This is a genomic window from Amycolatopsis rifamycinica, assembly GCF_000695625.1.
Taxonomy (GTDB): domain Bacteria; phylum Actinomycetota; class Actinomycetes; order Mycobacteriales; family Pseudonocardiaceae; genus Amycolatopsis; species Amycolatopsis rifamycinica.
In genome coordinates this window covers 98,020-112,124 of record NZ_JMQI01000047.1, presented here as the reverse complement: position 1 = coordinate 112,124, position 14,105 = coordinate 98,020, and the positions used below count along the sequence as shown (strand labels likewise).

The window sequence follows — 14,105 nt, the reverse complement described above, 5'->3', positions numbered from 1 at the left end:
GGACACTGCGCGCCCGGGCTACCGCTCGGCGGCTCGGTACCGCTGCATCTTGTCGCGGCTGCCGCACGCACTCATCGAGCACCAGCGGCGCGCGCCCGCCCTCGAGGTGTCGAGAAACAGCAATGTGCACCCCGGGTCGGCGCACTCGCGCAACCGGAGGGCGGCGTCGCCGAGCACCGCGACCGCGTCCGCGGCGATCGCGGCCAGCAGGGCGGGCACGGTCGCCGAGGCCGGCCGCGCCCGCAGCCCCTCCGGGGTGACGTGCAACGCGGTGACCGGCGGCGGGTGCGCCGCCCACCGGTTCACCGTGGCCACGTCCGCTTCCGCCGCGGGGTCCCCGGTCAGCCGGCCCAGCATCAGCCGGTACACGGCTTCCCGCAGCTCGCGCGCCGCCGTCAGGTCGGCCACCGTGCAGGGCGGGTCCTCCGGCGTCAGGCCCGCTTCGGTGAACCAGCGGCCCAGCGCCGCGGGGTCGGGCAGGCGCTCGAAACCGCCGTCGGTCCGGCGCATGCCGACCGTGGCCGTGAAGTTCACCGAGGGCCGCCCGCCGTGGAAGCGGAAGCCGAGCTTGTCTTCCACCCGGCCAGGCTACCGCGTTACCCCTTCAACCGGTAACGTGGGATTCGTGAAATTCGCGATCATCGGCGCGGGCGGCCTGGGCGGGTTCTTCGGGGCCCGGCTCGCCGACGCCGGACACGACGTCTCCTTCCTGGCCCGCGGCGAGCACCTCACGGCGTTGCGCGAGCGCGGCCTGACCCTGCTCGCCCCCGACGGGACGGCGACGGCCCGGCCCGTCCACGCCACGGCCGACCCCGCGGAACTCGACCCCGCCGACGCCGTCCTGCTGGCGGTGAAGATCGCGCAGCTGGACGCCGCCGTGGCCGCGCTGCCGCCCTGGGCGGACGCGGTGATCACCCTGCAGAACGGCGTCGACGCCCCCGCGCAGGTCGCCCGGACGGTGGGCAAGGACGCGGTACTCCCCGGCGTGGCGAAGGTGATCGCCGCACTCGCCGGGCCGGGCACGGTCCGGCACGTCGGCGGCCCGGGCTCGCTCGACTTCGCGGAGTGGGACAACCGGCCGAGCGAGCGGGCCGAGCGGATCCGCGCCGCGTTCGGCACCGCCGGGATCCCCACCACGCCCCCGGCGGACATCTGGACCGAGCTGTGGGCGAAGTTCCTGTTCATCGCCCCGCTCGGCGGGCTGGGCGCGGTCGCCGGCGTGCCGTTCGGCGAGCTGCGCGAGCACCCCGAAACGCGCCGGACGCTGCAGGCCGCGATGGTGGAGGTCGAACGCCTGGCCCGCGCGTCCGGTGTCGAGCTGCCCGCCGACGTCGTCGCCCGCACGATGGCGTTCGTCGACCGGCAGCCCGCCGACGGGACGACGTCGATGCAGCGCGACATCGCCGCCGGGCGGCCGTCCGAACTGGACGCTTGGACCGGTTCGGTGGTGCGGCTCGGCCGGGAGGCCGGGATCCCGACGCCCGTCAACGACGTCCTCTACGCGGTGCTGCGCCTCCGGGAAGGCCGTTAGCTGCCCGGACGGCGCGGAGTCTGGCACCATCAGGCCGTGAGCAGCAGCCGGTGGACGCGCGGACTCGCGGTGGCGGCCGCCCTGCTGCTGGTGCTCACGGCCTGCACCACCGGCTTCGGCGAGCTCAAGCTGCGGATCGCCGCCGGCAACTCCGGCGGCGTCTACTACAAGCTCGCCCAGCCCCTCGCCACCGCCTGGCAGGCCGATCTGGGTATCGACCGGCCGGAGGTGCTGCAGACCCAGGGCTCGCCCGACAACGTGACCAAGGTGCTCGCCGGCCAGGCCGACGTCGCCTTCGTCGCGGCCGACGTCGCGGCCGACCGCTACCAGGCCAGCCCCGGGTTCGCCGCGCTCGCCCGGATCCACGACGACTACCTGCACATCGCCGTCCGGGCCGACTCCGACATCCGGTCGGTGTCCCAGCTGAGCGGCCACCAGGTCGCGATCGGCTCGCCGGCTTCGGGCGTCGAGTACATCGCCAAGTCCCTGCTCGCCGCGGTCGGGCTGCGGAACTCGGTCAGCACGACCACCCGCGGCCTCGACGAATCCGTCGGCGCGCTGCTCAACCGCGAGGTCGACGCGTTCTTCTGGTCCGGCGGCCTGCCCACGCCGAAGCTGGCGGAACCGGAGATCCGGGGCCGGCTGCGCCTGCTCGACCTCACCGACGTGCTGCCGAAGGTGCAGGGCCTCAACCAGGTCTACAGCACCGCGGCGATCCCGGCGAGCACGTACAACCAGCGCCTGCCGGTGACGACGCTGGTGGTCCCGAACTTCCTGGTGGTCCCGAAGTCCATGCCCGACGACGTGGCGGAAGCCCTGGTCCGCGGCCTGTTCGACGCCCGCCGCCGGCTCGCGAGCGCCAATCCGGCCGCCCTGTCCATCGACGTCCACCCGGGCATCGAGACCCAGCCGGTCCCGCTCCACCCCGGCGCGCTGCGGTACTACCGGGCGCAGAAGACCTAGAGGACCGGGAACACCATCGAGATCCGCAGCCCGCCGCCCTCGGGCAGGTCCAGCTCCAGCTCGCCGTCGGAGTGGGCGACGAGCTCGCTGACGATCGCCAGCCCGAGCCCCGAACCGGGCACGTTCTGGTGCGCCGGGCTGCGCCAGAACCGGTCCAGCGCGCGATCGAGCTCGTCCGGCGGCAGGCCCGGCCCGTGGTCCCGCACCGACAACCGCACCCGGTCGCCTTCCCGGACCACCGCGATCCGGATCTCCGTGCCCGCCGCGGTGAACTTCAGCGCGTTGTCCAGCAGCGCGTCCAAGATCGTCTCGGCGCCGCGCGGCGGCATGCGGACCCGGGCGCCGTCCCCGGACGCGTCGACGACCAGGCGCACGTCGCGGGCCTCGCCGACCACCGACCAGTCCGCGACCCGGTCCGCGACCACCTCGTCCAGCACCACCGGGTCCAGCTCGCCGCCGGAGGCCTCGGCGCGGGCCATCGTCAGCAGCCCGTCCAGGATCTGGTGCAGCCGGCCCGCGTCGACGCGCGCGGCCTCCAGGTCGGCGGCCGCCGCCTCGTCGTCGACGTGGCCGTCGAGGTTGCCGAGCCGGATCTTCAGCGCCGTCAGCGGGTTGCGCAGCTGGTGGGAGGCGTCGGCGACGAACGCGCGCTGCGCCGCCAGCGCGCCCGACACACTCGATGCCATCCGGTCGAACGACCGGCCGAGCTGCCGCAGCTCCGGCGGCCCGCCGCCCTCCCCCACCGGCTCGGCCTCCCGGCCGCCGACCACCGAGGCCACCAGCGCGCCGGTCGCGTCGTCGAGCCGCTGCACCGGCCGCAGGATCCACCGGACCACCGGGATCGCCACGGCCAGCGCGAGCGTGAAGGCGAGGATCCCGCCCGCGGCCAGCAGCAGCCACCACCACAGCACATCCGCGCGCTCGGCGCCGGTGTCGGACACGGTGAGCACCGCGCCGTGCACCTCACCGTCGGCCAGCACCGGCTCGGCGAGCACCAGCGGCGTCGAATCCCACGGCATCAGCACGCCGGCCGGCTGGGACCGGCGGCCGGCGAGCGCCTCGTGGACCGGCCCGCTGATCCGCTCGGCCTTCAGGTCGATCCGCGCGGCGGACGGCCCGAGCGACGAGGCGAACAGCCCGCCGTCCTGGTCGACGACCGCCACCTGGACGCCGTACACCTCGTTGTAGCGGATCAGGTCCGGCTCGATCAGCCCCGGCTTGTTGTCCAGCAGCGGCCGCTGCGCCAGCGAGGCGAACCGGGCCGTGTCGGTCAGCCGGTCGAGGAACAGGTCCTGCTGGGCACCGGCGGCGATGCTCCTGGCCAGCGGGATGCCCAGGCCGAACACCAGCAACGCGACCAGCGTCAGCACGATGCCCTGCAGCCGGACGCGCACGCCCCTCAGCTCCTGGCGACCTGGCCGCCGAGCCGGTAGCCGACCCCGCGGACGGTTTCGATCAGCGCCGGGCGGCCCAGCTTCGTCCGCAGCGTCGCGACGTGGACGTCGAGCGAGCGGCTCTCCGCCGCGCCGCGGTGGCCCCACACCTCGGTGAGCACCTGCTCACGCGAGCAGACCGCGCCGCGCGCCCCCGCCACCAGCGCCAGCACCTGGAACTCCTTGCGGGACAGCGCGACCGCCTTGCCGCCGACCAGCACCTCGTGCCGGGAGACGTCGACGGTGACGTCCCCGACCCGGATGACCACCGGCTCGGCGGCGGGGTGCTCCCCGCGGCGGCGGCGCACGGCCTCGACCCGGGCGAGCAGCTCCTCGACGTCGTAGGGCTTGACCAGGTAGTCGTCGGCGCCCGCGCGCAGGCCCTGGATCCGGTCGTCGACCTCGCCGCGCGCCGAGACGACGATGATCGCGACGTCGCTGACCGCGCGGATCTGGCGACACAGCGTGACGCCGTCGATGTCGGGCAGGCCGAGGTCGAGCAGGACGACGTCGACCTCGTGCACCCGGTCGAGCACGCCGGCTCCGGTGGCCAGCCGGGCGATCGCCAGGCCACGGCGGGTCAGCGCCGGGATGAGCGCACCGGCGACCCGGTCGTCGTCCTCCACCAGCAGCACCCGCACCCGTCCGCCTCCCATGGTGACCTGCTCCACCGGCCGGTAGCGCGAACTCTAGGACGTCCGCGCGGCCACCGCACCGGCCACCCGGACGGTTACTCCCGGTGCCCACGAGGGGCACACCCCCAAAATGGACATCGATACTCAGTTGAAACCCTAAGTATTGCTCAAGCGGCCTTGCCAGCCGGTACGACAACGGTAGGTTCTCGCCCATCGCGTGGTGACCCATGCCCGAATTGCACGAACGACCCGGGAGGCCAGATGACCGCGGAGGTGGCGGCGCCGATGATCAAGGCGTCCGCCGTGAACAAGTACTTCGGCGACCTGCACGTGCTCAGGGAGATCACGCTCGAGGTGCCTCGCGGCCAGGTCGTGGTGGTGCTCGGCCCGTCGGGCTCGGGCAAGTCGACCCTGTGCCGGGCGATCAACCGGCTGGAGCCGATCAACTCGGGTGAGATCGCCGTCGACGGCGTGCCGCTGCCCGCCGAGGGCAAGGCACTGGCGGCCCTGCGGGCCGACGTCGGCATGGTGTTCCAGTCGTTCAACCTGTTCGCGCACAAGACGATCGTCGAGAACGTCATGCTCGCGCCGGTGAAGGTGCGCAAGGTCGGCCAGGCCGAGGCCCGCAAGACGGCGATGGAGCTGCTGGAGCGCGTCGGCATCGCCAACCAGGCCGACAAGTACCCGGCGCAGCTCTCGGGCGGCCAGCAGCAGCGCGTCGCCATCGCGCGGGCGCTGGCGATGCGCCCCAAGGTCATGCTGTTCGACGAGCCGACCTCGGCGCTGGACCCGGAAATGGTCCAGGAGGTCCTCGACGTGATGACGGGCCTGGCCAAGGACGGCATGACGATGCTCGTCGTCACCCACGAGATGGGCTTCGCCCGGAGGGCAGCCGATCGGGTGATCTTCATGGCCGACGGCGAGATCGTCGAGGACACGACGCCCGAAGAGTTCTTCACCGCGCCGAAGAGCGAGCGCGCGAAGGACTTCCTCGGCAAGATCCTTACCCACTGAGCACAACCGCTGAGAACGTTCCGCGGCGCCGTCGGCGTCCGGGTGACGACACACAGGAGAGATTCACATGAGGATCCGCACCCTCGCGGTGGGACTGCTCGCCGGTGGCCTGGCGCTGACCACGCTGACCGCCTGCGGCAAGGAAGGCACGCCGACCTCGCCGGGTTCGGGCGACCAGAGCGGCACGAACGCCCCCGCGGCGCTGAGCTACCCGGTGGCGCAGGGCGTCGACCTGCAGGGTTCGCCGGTGTTCGCGAAGATGAAGTCGGCGGGCGCGCTGACCGTGGGCGCCAAGGACGACCAGCCCGGCCTGGGCCAGAAGGACCCGACGACCGGCAAGTTCGGCGGCTTCGACATCGAGATCGCCAAGCTCGTCTCGGCCGGCCTCGGCTTCGACCCGGAGAAGATCACCTTCCGCACGGTCGACTCCGGCGCCCGTGAGCAGACGATCGCGAACGGCGACGTGAACTACTACGTCGGCACCTACTCGATCACCGACAAGCGCAAGGGGCTCGTCTCCTTTGCCGGCCCGTACTTCCTCGCGGGCCAGGACCTGCTCGTCCGCAAGGACGACAGCTCGATCACCGGCCCGGAGACCCTCAAGGGCAAGAAGGTCTGCTCGGTCACCGGCTCGACCCCGATCCAGAAGGTCCGGCAGCAGAACCTGACCGAGCCGGCCAACATCGTCGAGTTCCAGAAGTACTCGCAGTGCGTCGAGAAGCTGCTGTCGAAGGACGTCGACGCGGTCACGACCGACGACGCGATCCTGAAGGGCTACGCCGCGCAGGACCCGGACAACCTGAAGGTCGTCGGCAAGACGTTCTCGACCGAGAAGTACGGCATCGGCCTCAACAAGGACGACAAGGTGCTGCGCGACAAGGTCAACGAGATCCTGCAGAAGGCGCTGGACGACGGCACCTGGCAGAAGATCTACGACGCCACCCTCGGCAAGTCCGGCTCGACCGCGACCAAGCCGACCCTCGAGAAGTACTGACGTGACACGAGGCCGGTGGATCGGGTGCGCCCGGTCCACCGGCCTCATTTCAGCCACCTGACCACGGACGCGGGGAAGGCTCCATGGACGTCCTGCTCAACAACCTGGACCTGTTCGGTCCGTTCTTCCTGCGCACGATCGAACTGTTCGTGCTCGCCGCCGTCGGCAGCCTGATCTGGGGCACGATCCTCGCCATGCTGCGGGTCAGCCCGGTCCCCGTCTTCCGCGCCGTCGGCACCACGTACGTGACGATCGCCCGCAACACACCGCTCACGCTGGTGTTCGCGTTCTTCGTGTTCGCGTACCCGCTGCTCGACATCGTCAAGCTCGACTACTTCCCGGCCGCGGTCGTCGCCCTGACCGTGTACACCTCGGCGTTCATCTGCGAGGTCGTGCGCTCGGGCATCAACACCGTGCCGGTCGGCCAGGCCGAGGCGGGCCGGGCGCTGGGGCTGACCTTCGGCCAGATCCTCGGCCAGGTCGTGCTGCCGCAGGCGCTGCGCTCGGTCGTCCCGCCGCTGATCAGCACCCTGATCGCGCTGCTGAAGAACACCACCATCGCCGCCGGTTTCTCCGTCGCGGAGGCCGGCGCGATCCGCTCGTACCTGTCCGAACGCGGGGAGAACCAGCTGATCGGCCTGCTGTGGGTGGCCCTCGGCTTCATCATCCTGGTCGCCGTGCTGTCGTTCGTCCAACGCAGCCTGGAGAAGCGCTGGAGCGTGGCCCGATGAGCAACGTACTGTTCGACGTACCGGGGCCGAAGGCGCGGCTGCGGTACCGCACGTACGCGGTGGCCGGCACGCTCCTGGTGCTCGCGTTCGTCGCCTACATCGGGTGGCGCTTCTACGACAGCGGCCAGTTCACCGCCCGCAAGTGGGAGTGGCTGCAGTACGCGCAGGTGCAGCGTGACCTGCTCAACGCGGTGCTCCAGACCCTTCAGGCGTTCGCGGCCGCGGCGGTGCTCGCCCTGGTCTTCGGCGCGATCTTCGCGGCGGGCCGGCTGTCCGACCACGCGTGGGTCCGCCGGATCGCCGGGTTCGTCGTCGAGTTCTTCCGCGCCATCCCCGCGCTGATCCTGATGTTCCTGTTCTACTTCGGCCTGCCGACCGTCGGCGTCCCGACGACGCCGTTCCTCGGCGTGGTCCTGGGCCTGACGCTGTACAACGGCTCGGTGCTCGCCGAGGTGTTCCGGGCGGGCATCCAGTCGCTGCCGAAGGGCCAGAGCGAAGCCGCGTACGCGCTCGGCATGCGCAAGACGCAGGTGATGTTCCTGGTCCTGCTGCCGCAGGCGATCCGGGCGATGCTGCCGACGATCATCAGCCAGCTGGTCGTGCTGCTGAAGGACACCGCTCTCGGCTTCATCATCACGTTCCAGGAGCTGCTGTACTACGCGCGCTACATCGGTTCGCAGGGCTCGTTCGGCCGGCCGATCGTGCCGTCGACGATCGTGGCGACCGCCATCTACGTCGTGATGTGCCTGCTGCTGACGGCGCTGGCGACGTACCTGGAGCGGCGCAACCGCCGCAACAAGAAGGTCGTCGCGGCCCCGCCCCCGGTGACCGACACCCTCGCCGCCGCGTCGGCCTGAGTCACCCGTTCGAGGCCCCCGGGACGCGTCCCGGGGGCCTTGTCGTGTCCCGGCGTGTCCCCTAGCGTCGGGCGCATGGGTGTCGCACTGGTGACCGGCAGTTCCCGGGGTCTCGGCCGCGTGATCGCGCGCCGGCTGGCCAGAGACGGGTTCGCCGTCGCGGTCAACGGCCGCCACGACGACGCCGACCTGAAGACGGCCGCGGAGGGCATCCTCGCCGAAGGCGGCCGCGCGGCGGCGTTCGCCGCGGACGTCACCGACCGGCGCCAGGTCGGCGAGCTGGTCGACGCGGTCACGGCGGTGCTCGGCCCGATCGGGGTGCTGGTGCTCAACGCCACCGGCCCGCAGCCGGAGGCACCGCTGTCCGGGGTGGACTGGCCGGAGCACCTGGCCCAGCTCGACTTCTTCGTCCGGTCGCCGGTGCTGCTGGGCCACGCGGTGCTGCCGGGGATGCGCGCCCGCGGCCACGGCCGCATCGTGCACGTCGGCTCGGAGGTCGCGGACCGCCCGCCGCCCGGCCGCTCGGCGTACGCGACGGCCAAGAGCGCGCAGGCCGGCCTGGCCCGGGCCTGGGCGCGCGAGCTGGCCCCGGACGGCATCACGGTCAACACGGTGGAGCCCGGGTTCATCCCGGTGGAGCGCCACGCGGAGGTTCCGGAGGCCGAGCGCTCGGCCTACCAGGCCTCGGTCCCCGCCGGACGGCTGGGCACGCCCGAGGACGTGGCCGCCGCGGTGAGTTTCTTCGCCTCGGAGGAGGCGGGCTTCGTCACCGGCCAGCGCCTGCTGGTCGACGGCGGCCGCTCGCTCGGTTAGTCCGGGACCAGCGCGAGGACCCCGTCTGTGTCTCGGGCGAGGAAGCCGCCGAACGGGACCGGATTCCGCAGTTCCGGGTGCCGGACGGCGACCTCGGGCCGCAGCACCATCAGCTCCGGTGTCACGGTCACCGGTGTCGGGCCGCCGGTCACGATGTCGTCGAGGTCGGTGTCCAGTGACGGCCCCCAGCGGTCGACGACCAGGCCGACCGCGGCCGGCCCGGTCGTCCGGAACTCGGCCAGGATCCGGCGGATCACCGTGTCCTGTCCCTTCCGGTGGACCGGACCGCCGAAGCCGTGACTTGCCCGGCCCGCCGACCGCGATGTATTCGCCGTTCGGCCCGAACACATCCACCCCCGGTCCTGTTGACACCCGGCATCACGATCTCGAAGTCCTGGCCGTGGCCGGTGAGTTCCTTGGTGCGCTTGCCGCCGACGATGTCCGCGACCTTCGCGTCCCGCTCGTTGCCGAGCATGTTGGCGCGCTGCGCGGCCCCGGCCCTTTTCCAGTCACCGGTCCCTGATCGTCCGATTGGACGGTTCAGCGGGTGCGCGGCGGCGGGCCACCCCGACGGGCCCGCCGCCGCGCGTCGTTCCGCTCGGTCCGCTGGGTTCGGCTGGCCCGCTGCAGCACGGCGAGCACTCCCAGCACGAGCACGAGCGCCAGGCCGAGCGCGACCCACATCGCGACGTGCAGCTGCAGCAGGCCGCCCACGAAGGCGCCGACGAGCATCGCCCCCACCGCGGCGATCTTCCGCAGCGGGTGCGAACCGGTCCCGCCGGCCGCCCGGGAATCCGCCGCCAAGCCGGTCAGCGTCATCGTCAGCACGGTCGTCGTCAGATCGGGCGCCCCGATCCGGCGGACGGCCGCGTTCTGCAGGCCCATCGCCAGCCCGAGTGCGATGATCAGCAGTTCGCTGCCCAGCCGCGTACCACTGCCCAGCGTCGCCGACAGCACGACGGCGGCGGCGATCAGCGCCGCCTGCGCCGCGGTCGCCTGCCGGAGGGCGTCGTAGTCGTCCCCGCGACGGGCCAGCCGCCCACCCGCGAGCGCACCGGCCAGGAACGCGAGGACCGCGGTCAGTGAGGCGAGCACCGACAGCGTCGTCTCCCCCGCCGCGGCGAACCCGAGGAACACGACGTTCCCGGTCATGTTGGCCACGAACACCCGGCCGAGGCCGAGGAAGCTGACGGCGTCGACCACCCCGGTGACGACGGTCAGCGTCAGCAGCAGCGCGGCCAGGTCCCGCGGTTTCGGTTCAGCCATGCCGGCAGTCAACCACCCGGCGCGTGAACGCGCGGTCCCCGAGCGCGTCGGTGTTGTCCACGAACTGGTCGATCGTCCCGGTCAGCGCGTGCGGCGGCGCCCCCGCGAGCAACGCCGTCACGAAGCGGCCGGCGTGGATCACCTGGTACGGCCGGTCGTGGTAGCCGCTGGTCCGCGGCTCCACCGGATCGGTGAGGCCGAGGGCGTTGTGCAGTCCGGCGACGCGCTCGTAGGCGGCCACGAGGTGCCGCTCGCGTTCGCGCCAGGTGGTGCCGGCCAGTGCGGCGGTGAGGTGCGGGGTGAGCTGCGCAGCCGCGGGCAGCCGGGCGAAGGCGCTGCCGAGCCACTTGCTGTACGGCGGGTACCGGCGCGCCATGAGCAGGCACAGTCGCATCAGGTCCCGGACGAGCCGCGCGGCGACGACCGCGGACCCCAGTTCGTCCCCGGCCTCACCGCACCGGCCGACGAAGGCCTCCTCCTGGCCGATCCGCTGCCATTGGCACGCCAGGACGTACCGCCAGAGGTCGTCCGGGTACCAGGCGACGTGCTGCCGCAGGGTTTCGAGCCCGAGGTCGTCGTGGAACACCGCGCCGCCGGTGAATTCGGCGAAGACCTGCGTGGGGGTCGCGAGCCAGTCGGCCCGCTCCGGCCGCCGCGGGTCGAACCCGAGCGTTCCGCGGACCCAGTCGTCGAGCCCGGCGACGACGACCCCGTGGTCGACACGGCCGGTCGCCGGAGCGAGGTGCCGGGTGCCCTCGCCGTCGGTGACGAAGTGCGTCGAGTACCCGAGGAAGGTGCGGGGCAGCTGGTCGGCGAGCAGGTCGGGGAGCCCGGCGCCGTCGCCATCGGGGAACAGCAGCAGCCGCGGTCCCCAGTTGTGGTCGGTGGAGCGGGGCGAATCGAAGCCCAGCACCTCGGAGCCGTACCCGATGAGCGCGGCGGTGTACCGGATACGCGGGAACGCGCGGCGCAGGATCGGGCGGACCGCTTCGGCGTGGAACCGCCGGGACAGTTCGATTCCTGGAGTGAATTCCATGGGCACATTGTGTCGCGCGAAGGCGCGAAGCGCGCTTCATTTTGCGAAGCTGCTTCGCAGCGCTTCGCGGCCGGTTTTTGTTGTCACACAGGCGAAACACCGACCTCCTTGCGGTGAATCCGCGCGCGGCGCACGTCGTTTTGTCGGAGGTCCCCTCTACCGTCCCTGCCATGACCGAAAAGAGCACGGTGCGCACGCGGGAAATGGCCTACGAACTCAAGGGCCAGCGCGAGCTGAACCGGATGACCCTGCGCGAGCTGGCCCGCCGCGCGGACTGGTCGGCGTCGAAGGTGTCGGCCTGGGAGAACGGCCGCCGCATCTCGCCGATCGACGCGGCGATCTACCTCGCCCACTGCGGGACCAAGGCCGCCGAACGCGCGCGGCTCCTCGAGCTGGCCAAGCCGCCCGGTGACCTCTACTGGGTGCGGCCCTACTTCGACAAGCTCGTCGACCCGATGAAATCGCTGGTCGTCCAGGAAAACCTGGCCGAAACGATCGTCTCGCACAGCCCGACCGCCATCCCGGGCATGCTGCAGACCGAGGACTACGTCAAGGAGCTCCACGAACTGGCCGGGCGCTACACGGCGGACCGCCTCAAGCTCCTCGTCCAGGCGCGGCTCGACCGGCAGCAGCTGCTGCAACGGCGGAATCCGCCGCGCTGCCTGTACTTCGTCTACGAGCGCAGCCTGCGGACCGTCGTCCGCGACCCGGCGTTGATGCACGAGCAGCTGCAGTACCTGGTGCTGGCGACCAACCTGCCGCACTGCACCATCCGGATCCTGCCGGAGACAGCCCTGCCCTACCACCTGGTGGGCAGCCGGTTCACCATCATGGAGTTCCCCGAACACTCGCCGGTCGTGTACGAGGAAACCTATGCGGCAGGCCTGTTCATCGACGACCGGGTCGCGGTGGAGGCGTTCTACGTCCTGGCCACACGGCTGGAACAAGCCGCCCTTTCCGAGGGACAATCGAGGGAGGTGCTCGTCCGGCTGGCGGACGAGTTCGAGCGCATGAAGGAGTGACCGATGGCGGGCCGCGAACGGATGTGGTTCAAGAGCAGTCACAGCGATGCCGACACCGAACACAGCACCTGTGTCGAAGTAGCTCTCGACACGCGAACCACCGCGGTCCGCGACTCGAAGGCGCCCGCCGCCGGGCACCTGACCGTCCCCCACCCCGCGTGGAAGGCGCTGCTCAGCTCGCTGCGCTGACGCGTTCCCCGTCGTGCCAGACCGCCCGGGTCCGCCCGGGCAGGTCCGTCACGTCGAGATCCGTGCCGTCCAGCAGCACCAGGTCGGCGCGCAGCCCCGGCTCGATGCGGCCGCGGTCGTCGTCGAGGCGGAGCAGGCGGGCCGCCTCGGAGGTGGCCGCCTTCAGGGCGGCCGCCTCGCCGAGCACCGCGGCCAGCAATCGCAGCTCGGTCGTCAAGTCGACATGGGGACGCGGGGCGAGGTCCGAACCGGCGGCGATGCGGACACCGGCGTCCACGGCGAGCCGGACCGAACGGCGGTGTGCCTCGGCGAACTCGCTGTCGCTGATCGGCGAGAGCGTCGGCACGTACCAAGCGCCGGCCAGCGCCGCGACAGCGGAGTCGTCGAGGAACGTGCCGTGCTCGATGCTGCGTGCTCCGGCGCGGGCGGCCGAGACGACCGCGGCGGTCGAGTGCGCGTGGGCCATCACGTCCCGGCCGCAGCGGCGGGCCTCGTCGACCAGCGCGGTGAGCTCGTCGTCGGCCGGCCTGACGTCGGTCCCCGCCCGCACCGCCCGCATCGCCCCGCTCGCGCCGGCCTTGATCCAGTCGGCGCCCGCGCGCACCATCCGGCGGACCGCCGCGCGCGCCGCGTCCGGCCCGTCGAAGAGCGGGTCCGGCAACGACGGATCGCCGTAGTGGTCGACGGCGCCCGCGGGCGGCTCCCAGCTGTCGCCGAGCCCGCCGGTCGGGCTCAGCTGACGCAGGCTGATCAGCAGGTCCGGCCCGGTGATCCACCCCGCGCGCAGGGCGTGCTTGAACCCGGCGTCGGCACCCCAAGCGTCCCGGACGGTGGTGATCCCCCGCGCCAGCAGCCCGCGCAGCACCGGCACGGCTTCGAGGATCCGCGCGCTGCGCGGCAACGGCTCGGGCCGCGGAAAAGCCACGTGCGCGTGGCAGTCGATGAGCCCGGGAATCAGCAGGCCGCCCGAGCAGTCGACGCGGGGGCCGTCCAAGCCCAGGCCGACCTCGGCGATGCGCGAGCCGTCCAGCCGCACGTCGGCGCGCGTGCTGTCCCCGGTTTCGGGATCGAACACCCGCGCGCCAACGAGCACCGTCACGCGAGATCCTTGCGATAGACGAGGAAGTCGCACGGCGTGGCCAGCGAAGGCGCCAGGTGCGGGTAGTCCTCGGCGAGGTCGGCGCGGTGCGTCACCCGGTAGCCGAGCCGGCCGTACCACTCGGCCAGGAACTGCTTGGACGGGTGCGTCCATTCCCGCGGCACGAGCAGTTCGAGCTGCATCTCCCGGCACCCGGCGTCCCGGCTCACCCGCTCGGCGAACCGCACGAGCTCCCGCCCGACACCGAGCCCCCGCCGCGCCGGATCGGCGGCGAGCATCCCGAACTCACCGGTCGCGGCGTCGAGCCGCCGGATCCGCACCGCCCCGGCGACGTCCCCGTCCACGAAAGCGACGGCGATCTCCCCGGCCCGCACGAACCCGGCCACCTCGCCGGCCGTGGTCCGATCGGTGCTCCCCCGCCACAGCCCCTTCTCGGCCTCGGCGTAGACCTCGTTGACCAGCCCGGTGACCCGCTCGATCACCGCGGCCCCGGCGGACGGTGCCAGTACCTCGATCTCCATG

At 72.2% G+C, this 14,105-nt stretch carries 17 protein-coding genes; 9 read left to right on the top strand and 8 right to left on the bottom strand.

Annotated features, from left to right (window positions below):
- Positions 1 to 18: 18 nt before the first annotated feature.
- A complete protein-coding gene (locus tag DV20_RS22175; protein ID WP_043783280.1) occupies positions 19 to 579 on the bottom strand; it encodes a CGNR zinc finger domain-containing protein in 561 nt (186 codons plus the stop codon).
- 46 nt (positions 580 to 625) lie between these two features.
- Between DV20_RS22175 and DV20_RS22170 the strand changes: the two genes are divergently transcribed.
- Both DV20_RS22170 and DV20_RS22165 read left to right on the top strand, forming a co-directional pair.
- Positions 626 to 1,531 carry a 2-dehydropantoate 2-reductase gene (locus tag DV20_RS22170; RefSeq protein WP_043783277.1) on the top strand — a complete coding sequence of 302 codons (906 nt, stop codon included), beginning with the start codon at positions 626 to 628 and terminating at the stop codon, positions 1,529 to 1,531.
- A 36-nt stretch (positions 1,532 to 1,567) separates the two neighbouring features.
- Positions 1,568 to 2,494: a TAXI family TRAP transporter solute-binding subunit gene (locus DV20_RS22165; RefSeq protein WP_043783275.1), complete on the top strand. Its 927-nt coding sequence runs from the start codon at positions 1,568 to 1,570 to the stop codon at positions 2,492 to 2,494.
- On the opposite strand, the gene DV20_RS22160 is transcribed toward DV20_RS22165, so the two are convergent.
- Both DV20_RS22160 and DV20_RS22155 read right to left on the bottom strand, forming a co-directional pair.
- On the bottom strand, positions 2,491 to 3,888 hold the full coding sequence (locus DV20_RS22160) for a sensor histidine kinase (RefSeq protein WP_043783274.1): 1,398 nt from the start codon (positions 3,886 to 3,888) through the stop codon (positions 2,491 to 2,493). The two genes, DV20_RS22165 and DV20_RS22160, sit on opposite strands and share 4 nt — an antisense overlap.
- 5 nt (positions 3,889 to 3,893) lie before the next feature.
- On the bottom strand, positions 3,894 to 4,568 hold the full coding sequence (locus DV20_RS22155; RefSeq protein ID WP_043783273.1) for a response regulator transcription factor: 675 nt from the start codon (positions 4,566 to 4,568) through the stop codon (positions 3,894 to 3,896).
- A 279-nt stretch (positions 4,569 to 4,847) separates the two neighbouring features.
- Here DV20_RS22155 and DV20_RS22150 point away from each other — a divergent pair, with 279 nt between their 5' ends.
- The 5 genes from DV20_RS22150 to DV20_RS22130 all read left to right on the top strand — a co-directional run bounded on the left by DV20_RS22150 (position 4,848) and on the right by DV20_RS22130 (position 8,971).
- Complete coding sequence (locus tag DV20_RS22150; RefSeq protein WP_200876483.1) at positions 4,848 to 5,576, top strand: amino acid ABC transporter ATP-binding protein; 729 nt, start codon at positions 4,848 to 4,850, stop codon at positions 5,574 to 5,576.
- A gap of 67 nt (positions 5,577 to 5,643) precedes the next feature.
- Positions 5,644 to 6,570 (top strand): glutamate ABC transporter substrate-binding protein, encoded by a 927-nt coding sequence (locus tag DV20_RS22145; RefSeq protein ID WP_043783270.1) that lies wholly within the window; start codon positions 5,644 to 5,646, stop codon positions 6,568 to 6,570.
- Between the two features lie 83 nt (positions 6,571 to 6,653).
- Positions 6,654 to 7,301 (top strand): amino acid ABC transporter permease, encoded by a 648-nt coding sequence (locus DV20_RS22140; RefSeq protein WP_043783269.1) that lies wholly within the window; start codon positions 6,654 to 6,656, stop codon positions 7,299 to 7,301.
- Positions 7,298 to 8,158 carry an amino acid ABC transporter permease gene (locus DV20_RS22135; RefSeq protein WP_043783268.1) on the top strand — a complete coding sequence of 287 codons (861 nt, stop codon included), beginning with the start codon at positions 7,298 to 7,300 and terminating at the stop codon, positions 8,156 to 8,158. The genes DV20_RS22140 and DV20_RS22135 overlap by 4 nt, the downstream gene beginning before the upstream one ends.
- Positions 8,159 to 8,233: 75 nt before the next feature.
- The gene (locus DV20_RS22130; RefSeq protein ID WP_043783266.1) at positions 8,234 to 8,971 is read left to right on the top strand and encodes an SDR family NAD(P)-dependent oxidoreductase; all 738 of its coding nucleotides are present in this window, start codon (positions 8,234 to 8,236) and stop codon (positions 8,969 to 8,971) included.
- On the opposite strand, the gene DV20_RS22125 is transcribed toward DV20_RS22130, so the two are convergent.
- The 3 genes from DV20_RS22125 to DV20_RS22110 form a co-directional block, all read right to left on the bottom strand.
- Positions 8,968 to 9,228: a hypothetical protein gene (locus tag DV20_RS22125; RefSeq protein WP_043783265.1), complete on the bottom strand. Its 261-nt coding sequence runs from the start codon at positions 9,226 to 9,228 to the stop codon at positions 8,968 to 8,970. The genes DV20_RS22130 and DV20_RS22125 overlap by 4 nt on opposite strands.
- A 283-nt stretch (positions 9,229 to 9,511) precedes the next feature.
- Positions 9,512 to 10,237 (bottom strand): YoaK family protein, encoded by a 726-nt coding sequence (locus DV20_RS22115; protein ID WP_235190916.1) that lies wholly within the window; start codon positions 10,235 to 10,237, stop codon positions 9,512 to 9,514.
- Positions 10,230 to 11,273, bottom strand: coding sequence for a DUF4037 domain-containing protein (locus DV20_RS22110; protein ID WP_043783261.1), 1,044 nt, complete (start codon positions 11,271 to 11,273; stop codon positions 10,230 to 10,232). The genes DV20_RS22115 and DV20_RS22110 overlap by 8 nt, the downstream gene beginning before the upstream one ends.
- A 170-nt stretch (positions 11,274 to 11,443) precedes the next feature.
- Between DV20_RS22110 and DV20_RS22105 the strand changes: the two genes are divergently transcribed.
- Together DV20_RS22105 and DV20_RS22100 are read left to right on the top strand one after the other, a co-directional pair.
- On the top strand, positions 11,444 to 12,295 hold the full coding sequence (locus tag DV20_RS22105; protein WP_043783259.1) for a helix-turn-helix domain-containing protein: 852 nt from the start codon (positions 11,444 to 11,446) through the stop codon (positions 12,293 to 12,295).
- A gap of 3 nt (positions 12,296 to 12,298) precedes the next feature.
- Positions 12,299 to 12,484 carry a DUF397 domain-containing protein gene (locus tag DV20_RS22100; protein ID WP_043783257.1) on the top strand — a complete coding sequence of 62 codons (186 nt, stop codon included), beginning with the start codon at positions 12,299 to 12,301 and terminating at the stop codon, positions 12,482 to 12,484.
- Here the strand turns inward: DV20_RS22100 and DV20_RS22095 are convergent.
- A complete protein-coding gene (locus DV20_RS22095) occupies positions 12,468 to 13,583 on the bottom strand; it encodes a metal-dependent hydrolase family protein (protein ID WP_051736087.1) in 1,116 nt (371 codons plus the stop codon). The two genes, DV20_RS22100 and DV20_RS22095, sit on opposite strands and share 17 nt — an antisense overlap.
- Positions 13,580 to 14,104, bottom strand: a complete 525-nt coding sequence (locus DV20_RS22090; protein WP_043783255.1) for a GNAT family N-acetyltransferase — start codon at positions 14,102 to 14,104, stop codon at positions 13,580 to 13,582. Before DV20_RS22090 ends, DV20_RS22095 begins: the two co-directional genes overlap by 4 nt.
- Position 14,105 lies beyond the last annotated feature (1 nt).